The 15,670-nt window shown below is 53.4% G+C and carries 16 protein-coding genes; 7 read left to right on the top strand and 9 right to left on the bottom strand.

Annotation, left to right across the window (positions count from 1 at the left end; all coding sequences use genetic code 11):
- Positions 1 to 2 precede the first annotated feature (2 nt).
- Complete coding sequence (locus BN2106_RS07360) at positions 3 to 503, bottom strand: GNAT family N-acetyltransferase (RefSeq protein ID WP_050697922.1); 501 nt, start codon at positions 501 to 503, stop codon at positions 3 to 5.
- On the bottom strand, positions 500 to 997 hold the full coding sequence (locus BN2106_RS07355) for an HDIG domain-containing metalloprotein (RefSeq protein ID WP_050697921.1): 498 nt from the start codon (positions 995 to 997) through the stop codon (positions 500 to 502). The genes BN2106_RS07360 and BN2106_RS07355 overlap by 4 nt, the downstream gene beginning before the upstream one ends.
- 196 nt (positions 998 to 1,193) lie before the next feature.
- On the opposite strand from BN2106_RS07355, the gene BN2106_RS07350 reads away from it, so the two are divergent.
- Complete coding sequence (locus BN2106_RS07350) at positions 1,194 to 2,015, top strand: MerR family transcriptional regulator (protein WP_050697920.1); 822 nt, start codon at positions 1,194 to 1,196, stop codon at positions 2,013 to 2,015.
- A 91-nt stretch (positions 2,016 to 2,106) separates the two neighbouring features.
- Here the strand turns inward: BN2106_RS07350 and BN2106_RS07345 are convergent, their stop codons facing one another.
- Positions 2,107 to 4,110, bottom strand: coding sequence for a PAS domain-containing hybrid sensor histidine kinase/response regulator (locus BN2106_RS07345; RefSeq protein ID WP_050697919.1), 2,004 nt, complete (start codon positions 4,108 to 4,110; stop codon positions 2,107 to 2,109).
- 337 nt (positions 4,111 to 4,447) lie between these two features.
- On the opposite strand from BN2106_RS07345, the gene BN2106_RS07340 reads away from it, so the two are divergent.
- From BN2106_RS07340 to hydF, 6 genes are all read left to right on the top strand, one after another.
- Positions 4,448 to 5,875, top strand: a complete 1,428-nt coding sequence (locus tag BN2106_RS07340) for a winged helix-turn-helix domain-containing protein (protein ID WP_050697918.1) — start codon at positions 4,448 to 4,450, stop codon at positions 5,873 to 5,875.
- Between the two features lie 22 nt (positions 5,876 to 5,897).
- The gene (gene dtd / locus BN2106_RS07335; RefSeq protein ID WP_050697917.1) at positions 5,898 to 6,362 is read left to right on the top strand and encodes a D-aminoacyl-tRNA deacylase; all 465 of its coding nucleotides are present in this window, start codon (positions 5,898 to 5,900) and stop codon (positions 6,360 to 6,362) included.
- Positions 6,363 to 6,565: 203 nt separating this feature from the next.
- A complete protein-coding gene (locus BN2106_RS07330; protein ID WP_050697916.1) occupies positions 6,566 to 6,823 on the top strand; it encodes a TM1266 family iron-only hydrogenase system putative regulator in 258 nt (85 codons plus the stop codon).
- Positions 6,820 to 7,779: a [FeFe] hydrogenase H-cluster radical SAM maturase HydE gene (hydE, locus tag BN2106_RS07325; protein WP_050697915.1), complete on the top strand. Its 960-nt coding sequence runs from the start codon at positions 6,820 to 6,822 to the stop codon at positions 7,777 to 7,779. Before BN2106_RS07330 ends, hydE begins: the two co-directional genes overlap by 4 nt.
- A gap of 26 nt (positions 7,780 to 7,805) precedes the next feature.
- Positions 7,806 to 9,224 carry a [FeFe] hydrogenase H-cluster radical SAM maturase HydG gene (hydG, locus tag BN2106_RS07320; RefSeq protein ID WP_050698461.1) on the top strand — a complete coding sequence of 473 codons (1,419 nt, stop codon included), beginning with the start codon at positions 7,806 to 7,808 and terminating at the stop codon, positions 9,222 to 9,224.
- Between the two features lie 23 nt (positions 9,225 to 9,247).
- Entirely contained in the window at positions 9,248 to 10,438 is a 1,191-nt protein-coding gene (gene hydF / locus BN2106_RS07315; protein ID WP_207641705.1) for a [FeFe] hydrogenase H-cluster maturation GTPase HydF, read from the top strand.
- A 202-nt stretch (positions 10,439 to 10,640) separates the two neighbouring features.
- On the opposite strand, the gene BN2106_RS07310 is transcribed toward hydF, so the two are convergent.
- From BN2106_RS07310 to BN2106_RS07285, 6 genes are read right to left on the bottom strand one after another with little or no spacing between them, the layout of a single operon-like run.
- Complete coding sequence (locus BN2106_RS07310) at positions 10,641 to 12,056, bottom strand: aminopeptidase (protein ID WP_050697914.1); 1,416 nt, start codon at positions 12,054 to 12,056, stop codon at positions 10,641 to 10,643.
- Between the two features lie 15 nt (positions 12,057 to 12,071).
- The gene (locus BN2106_RS07305; protein ID WP_050697913.1) at positions 12,072 to 12,638 is read right to left on the bottom strand and encodes a lytic transglycosylase domain-containing protein; all 567 of its coding nucleotides are present in this window, start codon (positions 12,636 to 12,638) and stop codon (positions 12,072 to 12,074) included.
- 19 nt (positions 12,639 to 12,657) lie between these two features.
- On the bottom strand, positions 12,658 to 13,263 hold the full coding sequence (gene coaE / locus BN2106_RS07300; RefSeq protein WP_050697912.1) for a dephospho-CoA kinase: 606 nt from the start codon (positions 13,261 to 13,263) through the stop codon (positions 12,658 to 12,660).
- Positions 13,256 to 14,281, bottom strand: coding sequence for an L-threonylcarbamoyladenylate synthase (locus BN2106_RS07295; RefSeq protein WP_050697911.1), 1,026 nt, complete (start codon positions 14,279 to 14,281; stop codon positions 13,256 to 13,258). Before BN2106_RS07295 ends, coaE begins: the two co-directional genes overlap by 8 nt.
- Before the next feature lie 30 nt (positions 14,282 to 14,311).
- Positions 14,312 to 15,394 carry a peptide chain release factor 1 gene (prfA, locus tag BN2106_RS07290; RefSeq protein WP_050697910.1) on the bottom strand — a complete coding sequence of 361 codons (1,083 nt, stop codon included), beginning with the start codon at positions 15,392 to 15,394 and terminating at the stop codon, positions 14,312 to 14,314.
- Between the two features lie 48 nt (positions 15,395 to 15,442).
- Positions 15,443 to 15,640, bottom strand: coding sequence for a DUF951 domain-containing protein (locus BN2106_RS07285; RefSeq protein WP_050697909.1), 198 nt, complete (start codon positions 15,638 to 15,640; stop codon positions 15,443 to 15,445).
- Positions 15,641 to 15,670 lie beyond the last annotated feature (30 nt).

The following is a 15,670-nucleotide window of genomic DNA, read 5'->3' as shown; positions in this document are numbered from 1 at the left end:
ATTTATATAAAAAATTTGCACATTGTATCGCAGGTCAACGTCATGCCGTTCTCCTCCACGTTAAACGTACCCGTCTTTTGAAACCCATGTGAAAGATAGAACCGGATCGCACGATCGTTTGCGGACAAAACCTCCAGCAGGCAGCGCCGCGCGCCCTGCGCGACCATACGCTGTTCAAGCTCTGTGTACAAAAGATGACCGATCCCCTTCCCAACCCAATGCGAAGACACATAGATTGCATGCAGTACAACGCTGTCCCGGCTCTCATCCGTCGTTCCGAAGACAGCAGTTGCTAAAACGCACCCGTCTTGTTCCGCGATTATGCAGGTATCTCCCCTGCACATGCTTTCCCTTAGGATGGGATTCCAGTGATCCTCGGGAAGAGAAGCCAAGTACGTTTCGTCCATCAGTCCCGCATAAGACGACTGGTAGGCGGCGGTTAGCTGTTTTCCAACCTTGGGGATCTCCCGTTCATCCGGTATTCGTAAAACAAGCTTTTTCATTGTCCCGCATAAGAAAAGTTCAGCTTTTTTCCCACACGCATCAGACGATAGATTTGCAGCATTTCCGCCAGCGCGCAGAGTTTATCCGCGCCGCTCACCACAAACGACTCCCGGTATCTGGGCATCTTCCGGAGCGTCAGCGGCCACATGTGCTTGGCAATGATGTCTTTTTCCACATCTGTCAGCTCACAGAGACGACTGGCGTTTTCCAGCGCCGCCGCCGGATGCGTAAAACCGTGCAACCCCTCATGGCTGCCCTTCTCGTGCCAATCGTACAAAAATAAATCGTGCAGCAGGCCGCCGCGCGCTGCCGCCTCAAAGTCCCATCCAAAACGGCGGCAAATTAAAAAGCTGAGATACGCCACAAAGATACAGTGGTCCAAGCAGTTGATGTCCACATGCTGCGTGACGCCCCGCATCGCCTGCACACTGGGTGTATCGATTAAATCCTGAATGCATTCCTGAAATAAAGCACGGTTCGTGCAACTCCACATAGAAAGAAGCTCCTTTTCTTGTTATGTAATACTGTAAACCAGTATACCTCATATCCATATCGAAAATCCACCTATTTTGCGACAATTAACAGAAAAAGTTTTTGATCATAGCGTATTGACTTTGCCCCAAGGGCAACGTTTATGATAGAGTCATCAACAAGAGCGCGACTGTTGAACAGGAAAAGAGGACTGCATTATGTACAGCATCGGAATGTTTTCTCAAATCGGACGTGTTACGACCAAAGCTCTGCGGCATTACGACGAGTTGGGCCTGCTGAAGCCCGCCAGCATCGACCGTTTCACCGGATACCGGTATTACACCAGTGAGCAGCTGACCCGACTGCACCAGATCCTGGCGTTAAAGCAAATGGGATTTACTTTGACAGAAGTATCGGTTCTGTTGAACACCGGCTGCCCAGAGGAAACCATTCTGCGCCTTTTGGAACAAAAGCGGCGGGAAATTTCCTCCGTCATTTGCAGAGAGCAGGATAAACTCAACCGAATCGAAAACTTTTTGAAGGCTGGGAAAGGATTTTTTATGAACAACTATACCGTATTTGTAAAAGAACTTCCGGCTGCCGCCGTGGCATCCCTGCGCCGCATTATTTCTGGCTTTGATATGCTGAATCATCTTTATCCGGAGGTAATAAAGCCGGAGCTGGAACGACTGGGCTGCAAATGCATAGAACCCAGCTATTGTTTTAACATCTATCATGACGGTGAATACCGCGAGCACGATATTGATGTAGAGGTCTGCCAGACCGTTACTGAAATAAAAGCGGATTCGGAACTGCTGGTTTTCAAAGAGGTTCCGGCGGTCCCGCAAGCGGCCTGTGTCCTGCACAAAGGGGTCTATATCCGTTTGGGCGATGCCTATGCGTCCGTTATCAAATGGATTGAGGACAATGGGTATGAGATTACCGGCTGTCCGCGAGAGGTCTATATAGACGGCAGTTGGAATCAGGACAACGTGGATAACTGGCTGACAGAAATCCAATTCCCGGTGAAAAAAGCGTAAATCACTTCCCCGCCGGCTGTACGCAGTCTGGCGGGGATTTTTTCTTTATAAAATATAAAACAAGACCGTCCACCCCAAGTCATTCAAGCAGTCACAGGTATTTGCCGATCTCTTTATACAAAGAATCCAGGTTAAATGGTTTTGGAAGATGGCTGTTCATCCCCGCTCTCCTGGCCGCTTCCACATCCTCTGCAAAAGCGTCGGCAGTCATCGCGATGATCGGCACAGAGGCCGCATCCCAGCGGGTCAGGGCTCGAATTTGCCGGGTTGCTTCATAGCCGTTCATGTTGGGCATCTGGACATCCATTAAAATCAAGTCAAAGTATCCTTTTTCGGACTGGCGGAACCGCTCCACCCCCACCGCGCCATCAACCGCTGTCTCCACCTCAGCACCCATCGTAGACAACAGCTCAATGGCAATCTCACTGTTGAGCTGGTTATCTTCCACAAGCAAAATGCGCTTGCCGTGCAGTGAACTTTCTCTGCTCTTTTGGGGAACAGATGGACAACCAGACAAATACCGCTGGATTCCGCTGCACAAAGTGGACTTAAACAAAGGCTTCTGTAAAAAGCCGTTGACGCCAACCTGTTTCGCCTCGTCCTCAATGTCGCTCCAATCGTAGGCAGAGGCGATCAAAATGGGAATTTCCGCATCGGCATGGGCGCGAATCGCACGGGCGGTTTGTACGCCGTCCATACCGGGCATCTGCCAATCCAACAGTACAATGTCAAAATTCCGGCCTGACGTGCGGGCCTGCACAACCTTTTCCACAGCGTCGGCACCGCTGGTGCACCAGCGCGTGTCCGCGCCCAGTTCTTGCAACGTTTTTGTCAGATATTCGCACGCGACAGCGTCGTTATCCACTACAAGAATTTTCATGTCGTTACAATCGATCACCTGTTCATATCTGGACGAGGTAATTTCGAGCGGCAGCTCCACACAAAACGTGGTACCCTCGCCCAAACGGCTTTGCACCTGGATGGTACCGCCAAAAAGTTCCGTCAGCTTTTTAGTGATGGCCATCCCAAGCCCGCTGCCCTCTGTTTTATCTACGCGGCTGTCCCGTTCCCGGGTGAAAGCATCAAACAGATAAGGAAGAAACTTTGGCTTAATACCGATTCCCGTATCGGAGAAGGTAAACCGAAGCCGGGCATGATCGGGCGTATCCAGGGCAAGCTCTTCTACCTCGAAAATGATCTGTCCGCCTTCAGGTGTAAATTTGGAGGCATTTGACAGGATATTAATAAAGATTTGGCGCAGCCGCAGCGCATCGCAGAGGAATTCCTCATGCTGGACATGCTGCAGGCGGACAGAAAAATGCTGTTTCTTTTCTTTGACCACAGGCTGCATGATGGCCACTATGTTCTCCAACACAGACGGCAGCGACACAGGTTCCAAATTGAGCGCAATGTTGCCGCTTTCGATCTTTGACATATCCAGTACGTCGTTGATCAGACCGAGAAGATGCTGGCTGGACAGGGAAATCTTTTTCAGGCAGTCCTTTATTTTGTAGGGCTCATCGATATGCATCATCGCGATTTCTGTCATTCCGACAATCGCATTCATAGGCGTACGAATGTCGTGGCTCATCTGCGAAAGAAAACTCGACTTTGCCCGGCTGGCCGTCTCCGCCATCTTCAACGCTTCTGAAAGCTGCTTTGACTGCTCTTCCAACTGCTGCTGCAATTCTTTAAGCTTGGTAATATCCGTATAAATCGTATAGACGACAGGAACGCCTTCAAACACCTCGTCGGTAAACCGACCGGTCACCCGTATCCAAGTGGTCCCCCCGTTTTTCACATGCATGGGACATTCAAACTCGTAGCCCGGTTGCTGCCGTTGATATGCATCCACAATGATCTGCGCCATAAGTGCGACGGATTCCGGATCGTTCTTAAAATATTCATCCACATGGCAGTGAAACAGCGTCTTATATTCTTCTTTTGTATACCCAATCAATTGATAAAAATAATCGTTGGCCCAAAGAACGGTAAAATGTTCGTCAAGCAAGTGTTTGCTGACACTGACATTCATCAGCGTCATAAACGCATTGTATTCATAGTCCATGACCTTGTTCGCATAGTCTTTAATCATTTGCCCCACTCCTTTTAAACAGAAACGTGTTTTCGCAGGCCGCCATGATCCTTTGCAAGCATCCGTCCAGTCAATCAAAACAAGGCGAAAAAAGAAATGGAGGCGTGTAATGGAACCGATTGGCCACGCAATAACCAACTGTGCTCATGTACGAAACTTTAAGTCCATTGTAGCGCAGAAAGAGCCGCATGGCAAGACTGCAAAAGTGTGTTTCCTTTTAAAAACAACTTACCTTCCAAAATCCGGCAAGTCCCTGAGGCAGACTGGGTGGATTTCTGCCTGCTTCCATAGTATAATACTAGCTGTGACAAACGTTTCTGAAGGGAGTGAATCCGCGATGGGGCCAGGAAGATACAACCTGATCTATGGATTCTTTAAAAACCAGATAGAATTCGGATATTATCGGGAAGGGGACTGCCTGCCTTCTGTGGAAACACTGTGCAGCGTCTATCAAGTCTCCCTGCAAACCGTTCGCAGCGCTTACTTACAGCTTCAAAAGGAACACTACATTCAGCTTGCCAGAGGACGGCATACCGTGGTGCTCTATAACGCTGCGGCGGATGTATACCTTCACAACCTGCAGGACTACTATCTGGCTCGAAAAGAATCCCTGCAGTATCTGGACCGAAATTTGAGAACCTTATTTTATCCTCTGTTTCTTGCGGGTGCGCGGCTCCTGCGGAAGGAAGATATGCTTGCCATCAAAGAGAACTCGCTCAAGATCGTCACAGAGCCATTTCAGATTTCGTTCTACTGCGGCCGTCAAGCCATTCTTGTACATAAAAACCGCCTGGCGTTCGATCTTTTTACCGAATCCATTCTCTTTTATCAGTTTCTCCCCTCCCTGGCAATGCATGTTTCATCATCGGAAACCAAACGGCAGTTGGAGCAGCTATCAGAGCAGATGGCGAATGACTGCGAACAGGGTGACCGCGAGAAGCTCGTTTGTACATATTTTCAGATACTGGAGCTTCTAAACCACAGCTTACATGATTTTATCAACCAAGCCGCACAATCCCGGCCTGTTCCGGCACAAATTCGATTCCATTGGCAGGTATACCGGGAACGCCCTCAAAAGTGCTATTCCATCGCAGCTCATCTGATCGGCCAAATCTATATCCGGGAGGCATATGGGCCGGGGGATTTTCTTCCCTCCTATGGAGCCATGTCAAAAAATTATTCGGTTTCATTCAGCACGGTTCGTCGTGCCGTGGAGCTGCTGGCCAGTCTGGGCATTGTAACCACACGTCAGGGCTTGGGTACCCAGGTGGCGGCTCAAACGGATACGGTCTCATCAAACAAGGTTTTACAGCGGATAATTTCCATGTTCCTGCAAGTGCTGCAAATCATTTCCATCTCACTGGACCGTATCATTGAACAGTTTTTTCCCGGCCCGAGATGGCGGACCGAAGAATGCTTATGCAACCTCAGAGCGCAGCAGGCGCAGGGTAACAGTTTCCGCATGTTTTTAATCGGCGTTGGCATTTTGCTGTGCAGCAACGACGACCGTCCCATAAAGGAGATATGGGATAAATTTTATGAGGCGCTGCTTTTAGGCCTTCCCCTGCTGGAGACCCGCGCCGCCGCTCAGCCGGAGACCGCATCTCAGCTTTTGTCCCATGCCGCGCTGATTATCCAGGGCCTTGATACAGAAGACCGTTTTGTTTTTCATGACAGCTTGGAAAACATGATGCGTCTGGTTATCTCCACCGCGGAACAGATTTTACACAATTTAAACGATCATGAGGAACGCAAAAACGTTTGAAAAACAGGAGGAACTTTGCAACATGAAAGCAGTCATTCAGCGCGTCCGCCGCTCCAGCGTGACAATTGACGGAACCGTCGTCGGGGAAATCGGACCCGGCCTGACACTGTTACTCGGCGTAACGGAAGCCGATACGGAAAAGCAGTGCGATTACCTGGCGGAGAAGGCCGTCAACCTGCGTATCTTCGAGGACGACGCGGGCAAGATGAACCGTTCTCTGTTGGATATCGGCGGAGAGATGCTGATTATTTCCCAATTTACTCTTTGCGCCGACTGCCGCAAGGGCCGCCGCCCATCCTTCATCGCGGCGGCACGGCCTGAACAGGCGATTCCACTGTACGAGCGCTTCATTGCGCAGGTGCAAGCGCAGGGCATTCAAACGGCTTCCGGGCAATTTGGTGCGGACATGCTTGTTTCCATTGAAAACGACGGGCCGGTTACGATTCTCCTGGATACTGAGGAAATCATGCCGGATGCCAGGTGTTGACTTTACTCCAAAAAGTTGGTAAGATAAGGATAACTTCCCAACCCAAGGAAATGATCCGCGGGCGAGGATGATTAAAAACACAGATACGTTCTGATTTACGAGGGGTTTTCCCGAGAAAGAAGGCGGTTGTTATGACTGAACAATCAGGGTAGCTCCGCGCTTTTTTGCGCGGAGCTTTTTTATTTCAAAGGAGGAAATCAGCTATGGAAAAGCGCGTGGCGCTGATTGGAATTGTGGTGGAGGACCTGGAAAACACGGAGGAACTCAACCACATCCTGCATGAATTCAGCGAATACATCATCGGCCGCATGGGAATCCCTTACCGGGACCGCGGCATTTCGATCATCAGCGTGGCGATCGACGCGCCGATGAATGTGATCAGTTCCCTCTCCGGCAAGCTGGGGATGCTCAAAGGGCTGAGTGTGAAAACCATTTACTCCAAGGCTGGGCAGCCGGCATGAAGTTCACACGGGAAGAGCTTGCCGCATGGCTGGCCCGGGACAATTTTGATGAGATCTACGCGCAGGCGGACGCGATCCGGAGAGAATCCGTCGGCGATGTCGTCCACATCCGCGCCCTGCTGGAATTCTCCAACCACTGCAAGCGCCTGTGCCGCTATTGCGGCCTGAATGCCGCCAATCAAAGCGCGACACGCTTCCGTATGGATCCGCGCGACATGGTGGAAACCGCGCGCGAAGCCTGGGAAGCCGGCTACAAAACCATCGTGCTGCAGTCCGGAGAAGACAGCTGGTATACGGCGGACCTTTTAGGCGAGGTCGTCAAGCAGATCAAGCGAACCGGCATGAAAATCACCCTGAGCTGCGGCGAGCTGCCGGAATCCGTCTATCGTTACTGGAAAGACTGCGGCGCAGACCGATACCTCCTCAAGCATGAGACGAGCGACCCTAAACTCTATGCTGAACTGCACCCGGATGGTACGTTAGAAGAACGCGTATCCTGCCTGAGGACGCTGAAACGTCTGGACTTTGAAACCGGCGGCGGCTTTATGATTGGCCTGCCCGGACAGACTCTGGACACGATCGCCGGGGACTTGCTGCTTTTGCAGGAGATCGGCTGCGATATGGCAGGTATCGGGCCGTTTATCCCCCACCCGGATACGCCCTTGCGGGATACCCCGGGCGGCAGTACGGAATTAACCAAACGCGCGGTCGCGCTGGCACGCCTGCTGCTGCCCAAGGCCAACCTGCCCGCTACCACTGCCCTTGGCGTACTGGACAGCGCGCAAAAGCAGGGCGTGTTCTCCTGCGGCGCCAATGTGATCATGCGCAAGGTCACGCCGAACCGATTAAAAAAGCTGTATCAAATTTACCCCGCCTCTTTTTCTGAAGCGGACATCCGCGCCGGACGGCTGGAAACCGAGGCGGAAATTCGGGCGCTCAATCGGACGCCTGTATAAATATGGAAACCGAAAGGAAGAAAATCATGTATAATCCAAATTCTCTGGTGGCAACCGAATTTATAGACGATCAGGAAATCCAGGATACGCTCCGGTATGCGGAAGAAAACAAGGACAATCTGGAGTTGATCAATCAAATCATCGATAAAACCGACGCGCTGAAGGGCCTGACGCACCGCGAGGCCGCTGTCCTGCTGGCATGTGAGGACAAAACTGCGCTGGAGCGCATCTTCGCGCAGGCAACCAAAATAAAACAGGAATTCTATGGCAACCGTATCGTGATGTTCGCACCGCTGTATCTCTCCAACTATTGCGTCAACGGCTGTACCTATTGCCCTTATCACAAGAAAAACACGCATATCCCGCGCAAAAAGCTCACACAGGAGGAAATCCGCCGCGAAGTCATTGCACTACAGGATATGGGACACAAACGCCTGGCGCTGGAAACCGGTGAGGACCCGGTCAACTGCCCCATCGAGTATGTTCTGGAAAGTATCCAGACGATCTACTCCATCCAGCATAAAAACGGCGCGATCCGCCGTGTGAATGTCAATATCGCCGCCACGACGGTGGAAAATTACCGCAAACTGAAGGAAGCCGGCATCGGCACCTACATCCTGTTCCAGGAAACTTACCACAAGGAACAATACGAGAAGCTCCATCCCACCGGCCCGAAGCATAACTATGCCTACCATACCGAAGCGATGGACCGCGCAATGGAAGGCGGCATCGACGACGTCGGCTGCGGCGTGCTGTTCGGCCTGAACCTCTACCGCTACGACTTTGTCGGCCTTCTGATGCACGCGGAACATCTGGAAGCCGTCCACGGCGTGGGCCCGCACACCATCAGCGTTCCCCGCATCCGCAACGCAGATGATATTGACGTCAACGACTTTTCCAATGCGATATCCGACGAGCTGTTTCAGAAGATCGTCGCGATCCTGCGCATCGCCGTGCCGTACACGGGTCTGATCATCTCCACCCGTGAATCCAAAAAGACGCGTGAGGCGGTCATTCAATACGGCGTGTCCCAGATCAGCGGCGGTTCCCGCACCAGCGTCGGCGGCTACGCGGAGGAGGACCAGGAGGAAGAGGATTCCTCCCAGTTTGAAGTGAGCGACAACCGCACGCTGGACCAGGTGGTCAACTGGCTGCTCAAGCTGGGCTACATTCCGAGCTTCTGCACCGCGTGTTACCGGGAAGGCCGCACCGGGGATCGTTTTATGACGCTGGTCAAAGCCGGGCAAATCAAAAACTGCTGCCTGCCCAACGCGCTAATGACCCTGAAGGAATATGCGGAAGACTACGCGGGGCCGGAAACCAAAAAGCTTGCATTGGAAATGATTGAAAAAGAGGTGCAGACGATCCCGAATGATAAGGTCCGTGAGATTGCTTTGAAAAATCTCCATGGGCTGGACGAGGGCCTGCGCGACTTCCGTTTCTAAGCACGGATAAAGAGGTGTTTGAAATGAACAGTTTGAACAGCACACCAAACGCCAACCGCCTGCACATCGGCATTTATGGAAAACGGAACAGCGGCAAGTCCTCCCTGATCAACGCCCTGACCAATCAGGATGTGGCGCTGGTTTCCGACGTAGCGGGCACCACAACCGACCCGGTTTATAAAGCGATGGAGGTTCGCGGGCTGGGTGCATGCGTCTTTATCGATACCGCCGGCTTTGACGACGAAGGCGAGTTGGGAGAACTGCGCATCCAAAAGACCCGCCAGACGCTCCCCAAGGCGGACATTGCTATTCTAATTTTTACGGACGGCGATTTCTCAATGGAAACCGAATGGCTGAAGGAGCTGAAACAGGGCGGAATTCCCGTTGTTGCGGTCGTCAGCAAGGCCGATCAAACCGAACCGGCTCCCCTGCTGAACAAAATAAGGGAAGAGCTTCACCTCTTCCCCATCGCGGTCAGCGCCGCAGACCGCACCGGTATTCCGCAGCTTTTGCAGGAATTGACGCGCGTCCTGCCGGAAAATTACGGCGCGGAGAGCATCACCGGCCGTCTGGTCAAGGAAGGTGACGTCGTCCTGCTGGTCATGCCGCAGGACAGGGAAGCACCGAAGGGCCGCCTGATCCTGCCGCAGGTGCAGACCATTCGCGACCTGTTGGACAACCGCTGCATCTCCATCAATGCCACGCCGGATACGATGGAAGCGGCGCTTGCCGCTTTAAAAACACCGCCGGACCTCATTATCACGGATTCGCAGGCGTTTAAAACCGTCTACGAAAAGGCGCCGAAGGAAAGCAGACTGACCTCTTTTTCCGTCCTGTTTGCCGCTCACAAGGGAGATTTGGAAGCTTTTGTGCGCGGGGCCAACGCCGTAGAGCAGCTGAACAATCAATCCCGCGTGTTAATTGCAGAGGCCTGTACGCATGCCCCGCTGAGCGAGGACATTGGCCGGGTTAAAATTCCCGCGCTGCTCCGGAAAAAATATGGGGCGGACATGGATATCCAGGTGGTCAGCGGCGCCAGCTTCCCTGAGGACCTCCGCTCATACGATCTAATTGTCCACTGCGGCGGCTGTATGTTCAATCGAAAATATTTGCTTTCCCGCATCGCCCGCGCGGAAGACGCAGGTGTACCGATTACCAACTACGGCGTTCTGCTTGCCAAGCTCAACGGCATACTCGACCACATTACCCTGTGATGCACATACGAAAAAATCCCGCTGCCCTTCGGACAGGCAGCGGGATTTTTGCAGCAAAATGGCTGTATCATAATAGTTGGAATTCATAGAAAAAACAGGCCTAATTCACAATCCCCTCCTGCGAAAGACGGGAGGGGATTGCTTTATTCTTCAAAATTCAGTACAAACGTACATTGTGATAAAGGCAGCTTATCTAATACTCTTACACTTTGGATTCAAAAAACGCCTTGATGCCCTTGTACGTCATATAAACGTCCGTCTTGGAAACAACCTCAAACGGCGCATGCATGGAAAGCACCGGCACGCCCACGTCGAGCACGTCAACATCCAGGTTGGCAACAAACATTGCCACCGTTCCGCCGCCGCCGCCGTCCACTTTGCCAAGCTCGCCGATCTGCCAGAGGACGTCGTTTTTCTCAAAGATACTGCGTACCTCCGCCACAAACTCCGCTGTCGCCTCAGAGGTCCCGCTCTTGCCGCGGGAGCCGGTATACTTGCTCATGGCAACGCCGTTGTTGACAAACGTGGAGTTTGTCTTCTCGTACGCACTGGCATAGGTCGGATCAAACGCCGCTGTCACATCTGCGGACAAACATTTGGACTTGCTGAGCACATGACGGACCTTCAGTCCCTCTTTCTCCGCCAGATCCTCAATAAAATAGCGCATAAATTCGGAGTTCAGGCCGGTGTTTCCGTCGCTTCCAATCTCCTCACGGTCCGCAAGTACAGTCAGGACCGTATGCTGCGGCGTCTTGCTGTTCAGCGCCGCCATCAGGGACGGATACGCGCAGACGCGGTCGTCGTGGCCGTAGCCGCCGATCAGGCTGCGGTCAAATCCAATATCCGATGCTTTGAACGCGGGGACAAATTCGATGTCGGCAGAGACAAAATCCTCCTCTGTCATTCCATATTTCTCATGGATCAGGCGCATCACATTCAGCTTAAAGAGGTTCTCTCCTTCCTCAGCGCGCACCGGGCGGCTGCCGGCCAGAATATTCAGATTCTCGCCCTCAATTGCTTTTGCCAGGGTCTTTTGCATCTGTTCGGTACCAAGATGAGGCAGCAGGTCGGTCACGCAGAACTGCGGTTCGCCCGGCTCCTCGCCCAAACGGATTTCCACGCGGGTGCCGTCCTTTAACACGGCCAGGCCGTGCATGGAAAGCGGGATCGCCGTCCACTGGTATTTCTTAATGCCGCCATAATAGTGAGACTTAAACAGAGCCAGTTCGCTCTCCTCATACAGCGGATGCGGCTTGAGGTCCAAACGCGGGGAATCGATATGCGCCGCCGCGATGCGGACGCCGTTCTTGCAGCCGTCCTTGCCGATCACCGCCAGAATCAGAGCCTTGCCGCGGTTATTGTAATATACGCGGTCTCCGGCTTCATATGTTTTCTTTGCGTCGTATGCCGAAAAGCCCGCTTTCTCCGCCAGAGCAACTGCGGAAAGGACAGCCTCCCGCTCGGTCTTGCTGCTGTCCAGGAACGCCTTGTAGCCCTCGCAGAAATCGTCCGCCTTTTTGACCTTTTCGTCCGGAATCTGGAAATAGCCGTTCTTCCGGCAGAGCAACAGCTCCTCTTTCAGCTTTTTTACATCCGGCGCTTCATTTTTCTTTGCCATATGTGTTCCTCCTGTCTATTCAAACTGATAGATTTCTTTATATTTTTGATAATTCCGCAGCACGGTGCTGACATACCGCTCCGTTTCCGGATAGGGAATCCGGCTCAGCGTGACACCATCCTGTGAAATTTCGGGATTACTAAGCCAGGTATTGACGGTTCCAATGCCCGCGTTATACGCGCTCAGTGCCGTCGCCCGCTCGCTGTATTTGTCCTGCAGGATCTGCAAAAACTTACAGCCGTAACGGATATTGACCTGCGGCGAATATAAATCTTCCTTTGTATAGGAAATATCCTCCCGCAGCTTTGTTTGCAGCCAGTCAAAGGTATCCGGTGTAATTTGCATCAGGCCCATCGCGCCCGCGTGGGACTTTGCCTCGGGGTCAAAATTACTTTCCGCCTTGATCACAGAATAGACCAGAGCAGGGTCCACCCCCTGCTCCGCCGCTTCTTTTGTGACCAGCTCCTTATACGCCAGCGGATACGCCGCCTTCATAAAGGAATCGTAGCCCCAGTTGAGCAGCAGGGAACCCACTACAAACAAAACAGCCAGCGTTAAAATTGTTTTGATCCATCGCTTCATCGCATTCTCCAAAGGGAACTCATTGGGCCGCGGTCATAATGGCGCACAGCAGTTTTTTCGTCTCCTCCGGAACCTGTTCCGCAGGAACACCGCCATCCATAGCATATGCCGCGCGCCCGGTATAATATTCGTTCGGCTGCTGGGCGCTGATTCTGGCCCGCGCCTGCCCTTCGAAGATACCGTCGCGCCGTATGATCCGGCGCAGACGCAACTGCAAATCGGCCACCACTGCAACCGTTGTGTCGCATTGCGCGTCCGCGCCGCTTTCAAACAACAGCGCGGCATCCACGACGACCACCTTCATGCCCTGTTCCCCATATTGATTAATTTTCCGCTGTACCTCTTCCAGAATCAGCGGATGGGTGATTTGGTTCAAACGCAGCGCGGATTCCCTGGTTGCAAATGCCCGTTCCGCCAAAAGGCCGCGGTCCAGCCTGCCCTTACGGACCAGGTCCGGCCCAAAGGCCTCCTGCAGGCGCTGCAGGCAAACCGGCCCGGAAGTCACCTCGCGCGCAACGAGATCGCAGTCGATCACCCCACAGCCCAAGGCGGCAAACGATTCCGCCACCGTGGATTTTCCGGCTCCCGTGGGCCCGGTCAGGCCGATGACAAATGGTTTAGCCAAGAGAAATCACCTCGAATCCCGCGGCACGGATCAACCGGTTGTACACCGCCAGCCCGACGCCCTTCGGCTCCGGGCAGCGCGCATAGACCGTTTCGGCGTGCAGCACATCGTCCAATTCCCGCAGCGCGTCGAACAGCTCGCGCGCCTGCTCGCCGCAGTCCCGCTCCCCGCCGTAGCAGATCGCCGGAACGGAAAGCGCATCGTTTTCGCCGTTGTAGCAGAGGGCCGCGACGCCGGGTTTCGCATGCGTATTGACATAATCGATATAGTGTTCCAAGGAACCATCCAAAATAACCACATTGGCCTTTGGAGAATAATGTTTGTATTTCATGCCGGGGGACGCCGCTTGCTGCCCTTCTGGAAGCGGGTTTAAAACCGCCTGGTCCATCTCCACGTCACCCAGCACCTCGCGGAGCTGTTCCAAGGTCACGCCGCCCGGACGGAGCAGACGCGGCGGTTCCGCTGCAAGCGTGACAACGGTGGATTCCACGCCGACCGCGCACGGGCCGCCGTCCAAAACCGCTTCGATCCTGCCGTCCATATCGTCCATCACATGGGCGGCAGTCGTCGGGCTGGGATGTCCGGAGAGGTTTGCAGAGGGCGCCGCCAACGGCACGCCGGCAGCGTCGATCACCGCCTGCGCGACCGGATGGGACGGGAATCGGATTGCAACCGTATCCAGCCCCGCACTCACCTCATCCGGGATACAATTTCCCTTTGGCAAAATGATGGTCAGCGGCCCGGGCCAGAAGCGTTCAGCAAGTTTTCTTGCCGCGTCCGGCACCTCGCGCACCAATCCGTCAATCTGATCAAACTGCGAAATATGTACAATTAAAGGATTGTCCATCGGACGGCTCTTCGCCGTAAAAATCCCGGCGACGGCGGCGCCGTTCAGCGCGTTCGCCGCAAGGCCGTACACTGTCTCTGTGGGAATCCCCACCAAGCCGCCGTTTTGCAAAATACGGGCGGCTTTTCGAATGGATTCCGGCTCCTTTGCATCTAAAAGCTGCGTTTGCATGCTTTTCTCTCCTTTGTATGTTCCTAATGCTCAGCGCTGGCTTTCAATGGACGCCTCCAGCTTGGCGGCGCGGTCCGCTGCGACCAATGCGTCAATCACCTCGTCGATGTCACCGTTCAAAATACTGTCCAGCCGATAGAGCGTCAAACCGATGCGGTGGTCCGTCAAGCGGCCCTGTGGGTAATTGTACGTGCGAATCCGCTCGGAGCGGTCGCCCGTGCCCACCTGAGAACGGCGGTCCGCCGCCACCTGTGCGTCCTGCTTGGCCTGCTCGATCTCGTACAGGCGGGAACGCAGTACCTTCATGGCCTTGTCCTTGTTTTTAAACTGGCTTCGCTCATCCTGGCATTCCACCACCATACCGGTCGGCAGGTGCGTGATCCGGATCGCGGACGACGTTTTATTGATGTGCTGGCCGCCCGCACCGCTGGAGCGGAAGGTATCGATCTGCAAATCCTTCGGATTGATCTCGATTTCCACGTCGTCTACCTCCGGCAGGACGGCAACCGTCGCAGTGGAGGTATGCACACGTCCCTGCGTCTCCGTTTCCGGCACGCGCTGCACGCGGTGCACGCCGCTCTCATATTTCAACTTAGAATACGCACCGTCGCCGGTAATCATAAAGCTGATTTCTTTGTAACCGCCGAGCTCCGTCTCGTTGGTATTCAGGATTTCCGTCTGCCAGCCTTTGCTCTCCGCATACATGCTGTACATGCGGAACAGTACGGCGGAAAACAGCGCCGCTTCCTCGCCGCCCGCACCGCCGCGAATTTCCACAATAACGTTTTTATCGTCGTTCGGATCGCGCGGAAGCAACAGGATTTTCAGTTCGTCGGACGTCTGCACCACCGTTTCCCGGGCATCCTCCAGCTCCTGTTCCACCATCTCACGGAAGTCCTTTTCCAGTCCACCCTCGTCCAGAAGCATTTTGGCCTCATCCTGCGCCTCTTCCGCTTTTCGGTACTCGCGGTACTTTTCCACGATCGGCGTAATATTCTTGTGTTCCTTCATCAGCTCCGCGTAAACGGCGGGGTCCGCAAGCACCGACGGGTCGCAGAGCTTCTGATTTAATTCCTCGTATCGCTTTTCAAAAACCTGTATATTCTCAAACATATTTAGTACCTGCTTTCTGAAATTTTCATTTTAAGACGCAGAAAGCGGTTAGAGCTCGTCGCTCGTGTTCTCGCGCAGAATCTTTTTGATATTCTTTTCGCATTTCAGGCGCGGAACCATGATCTCATGGCCGCAGGTCGTACACCGGATTTTAAAATCCATGCCCGCGCGCAGAACCAGAAACGTCTTTCCCCCACAAGGATGTGTCTTTTTCATCTGCAGTAAATCGCCGGGTCTTACATCCATTCTCCGCACCTCACTTTTTTTAAAATCGCT

This window comes from Anaeromassilibacillus senegalensis (genome assembly GCF_001261775.1).
In the GTDB taxonomy this organism is placed as follows: domain Bacteria; phylum Bacillota; class Clostridia; order Oscillospirales; family Acutalibacteraceae; genus Anaeromassilibacillus; species Anaeromassilibacillus senegalensis.
Note: the sequence above shows the minus strand (reverse complement) of the source record. Positions and strands in the feature narration are given on the sequence as shown.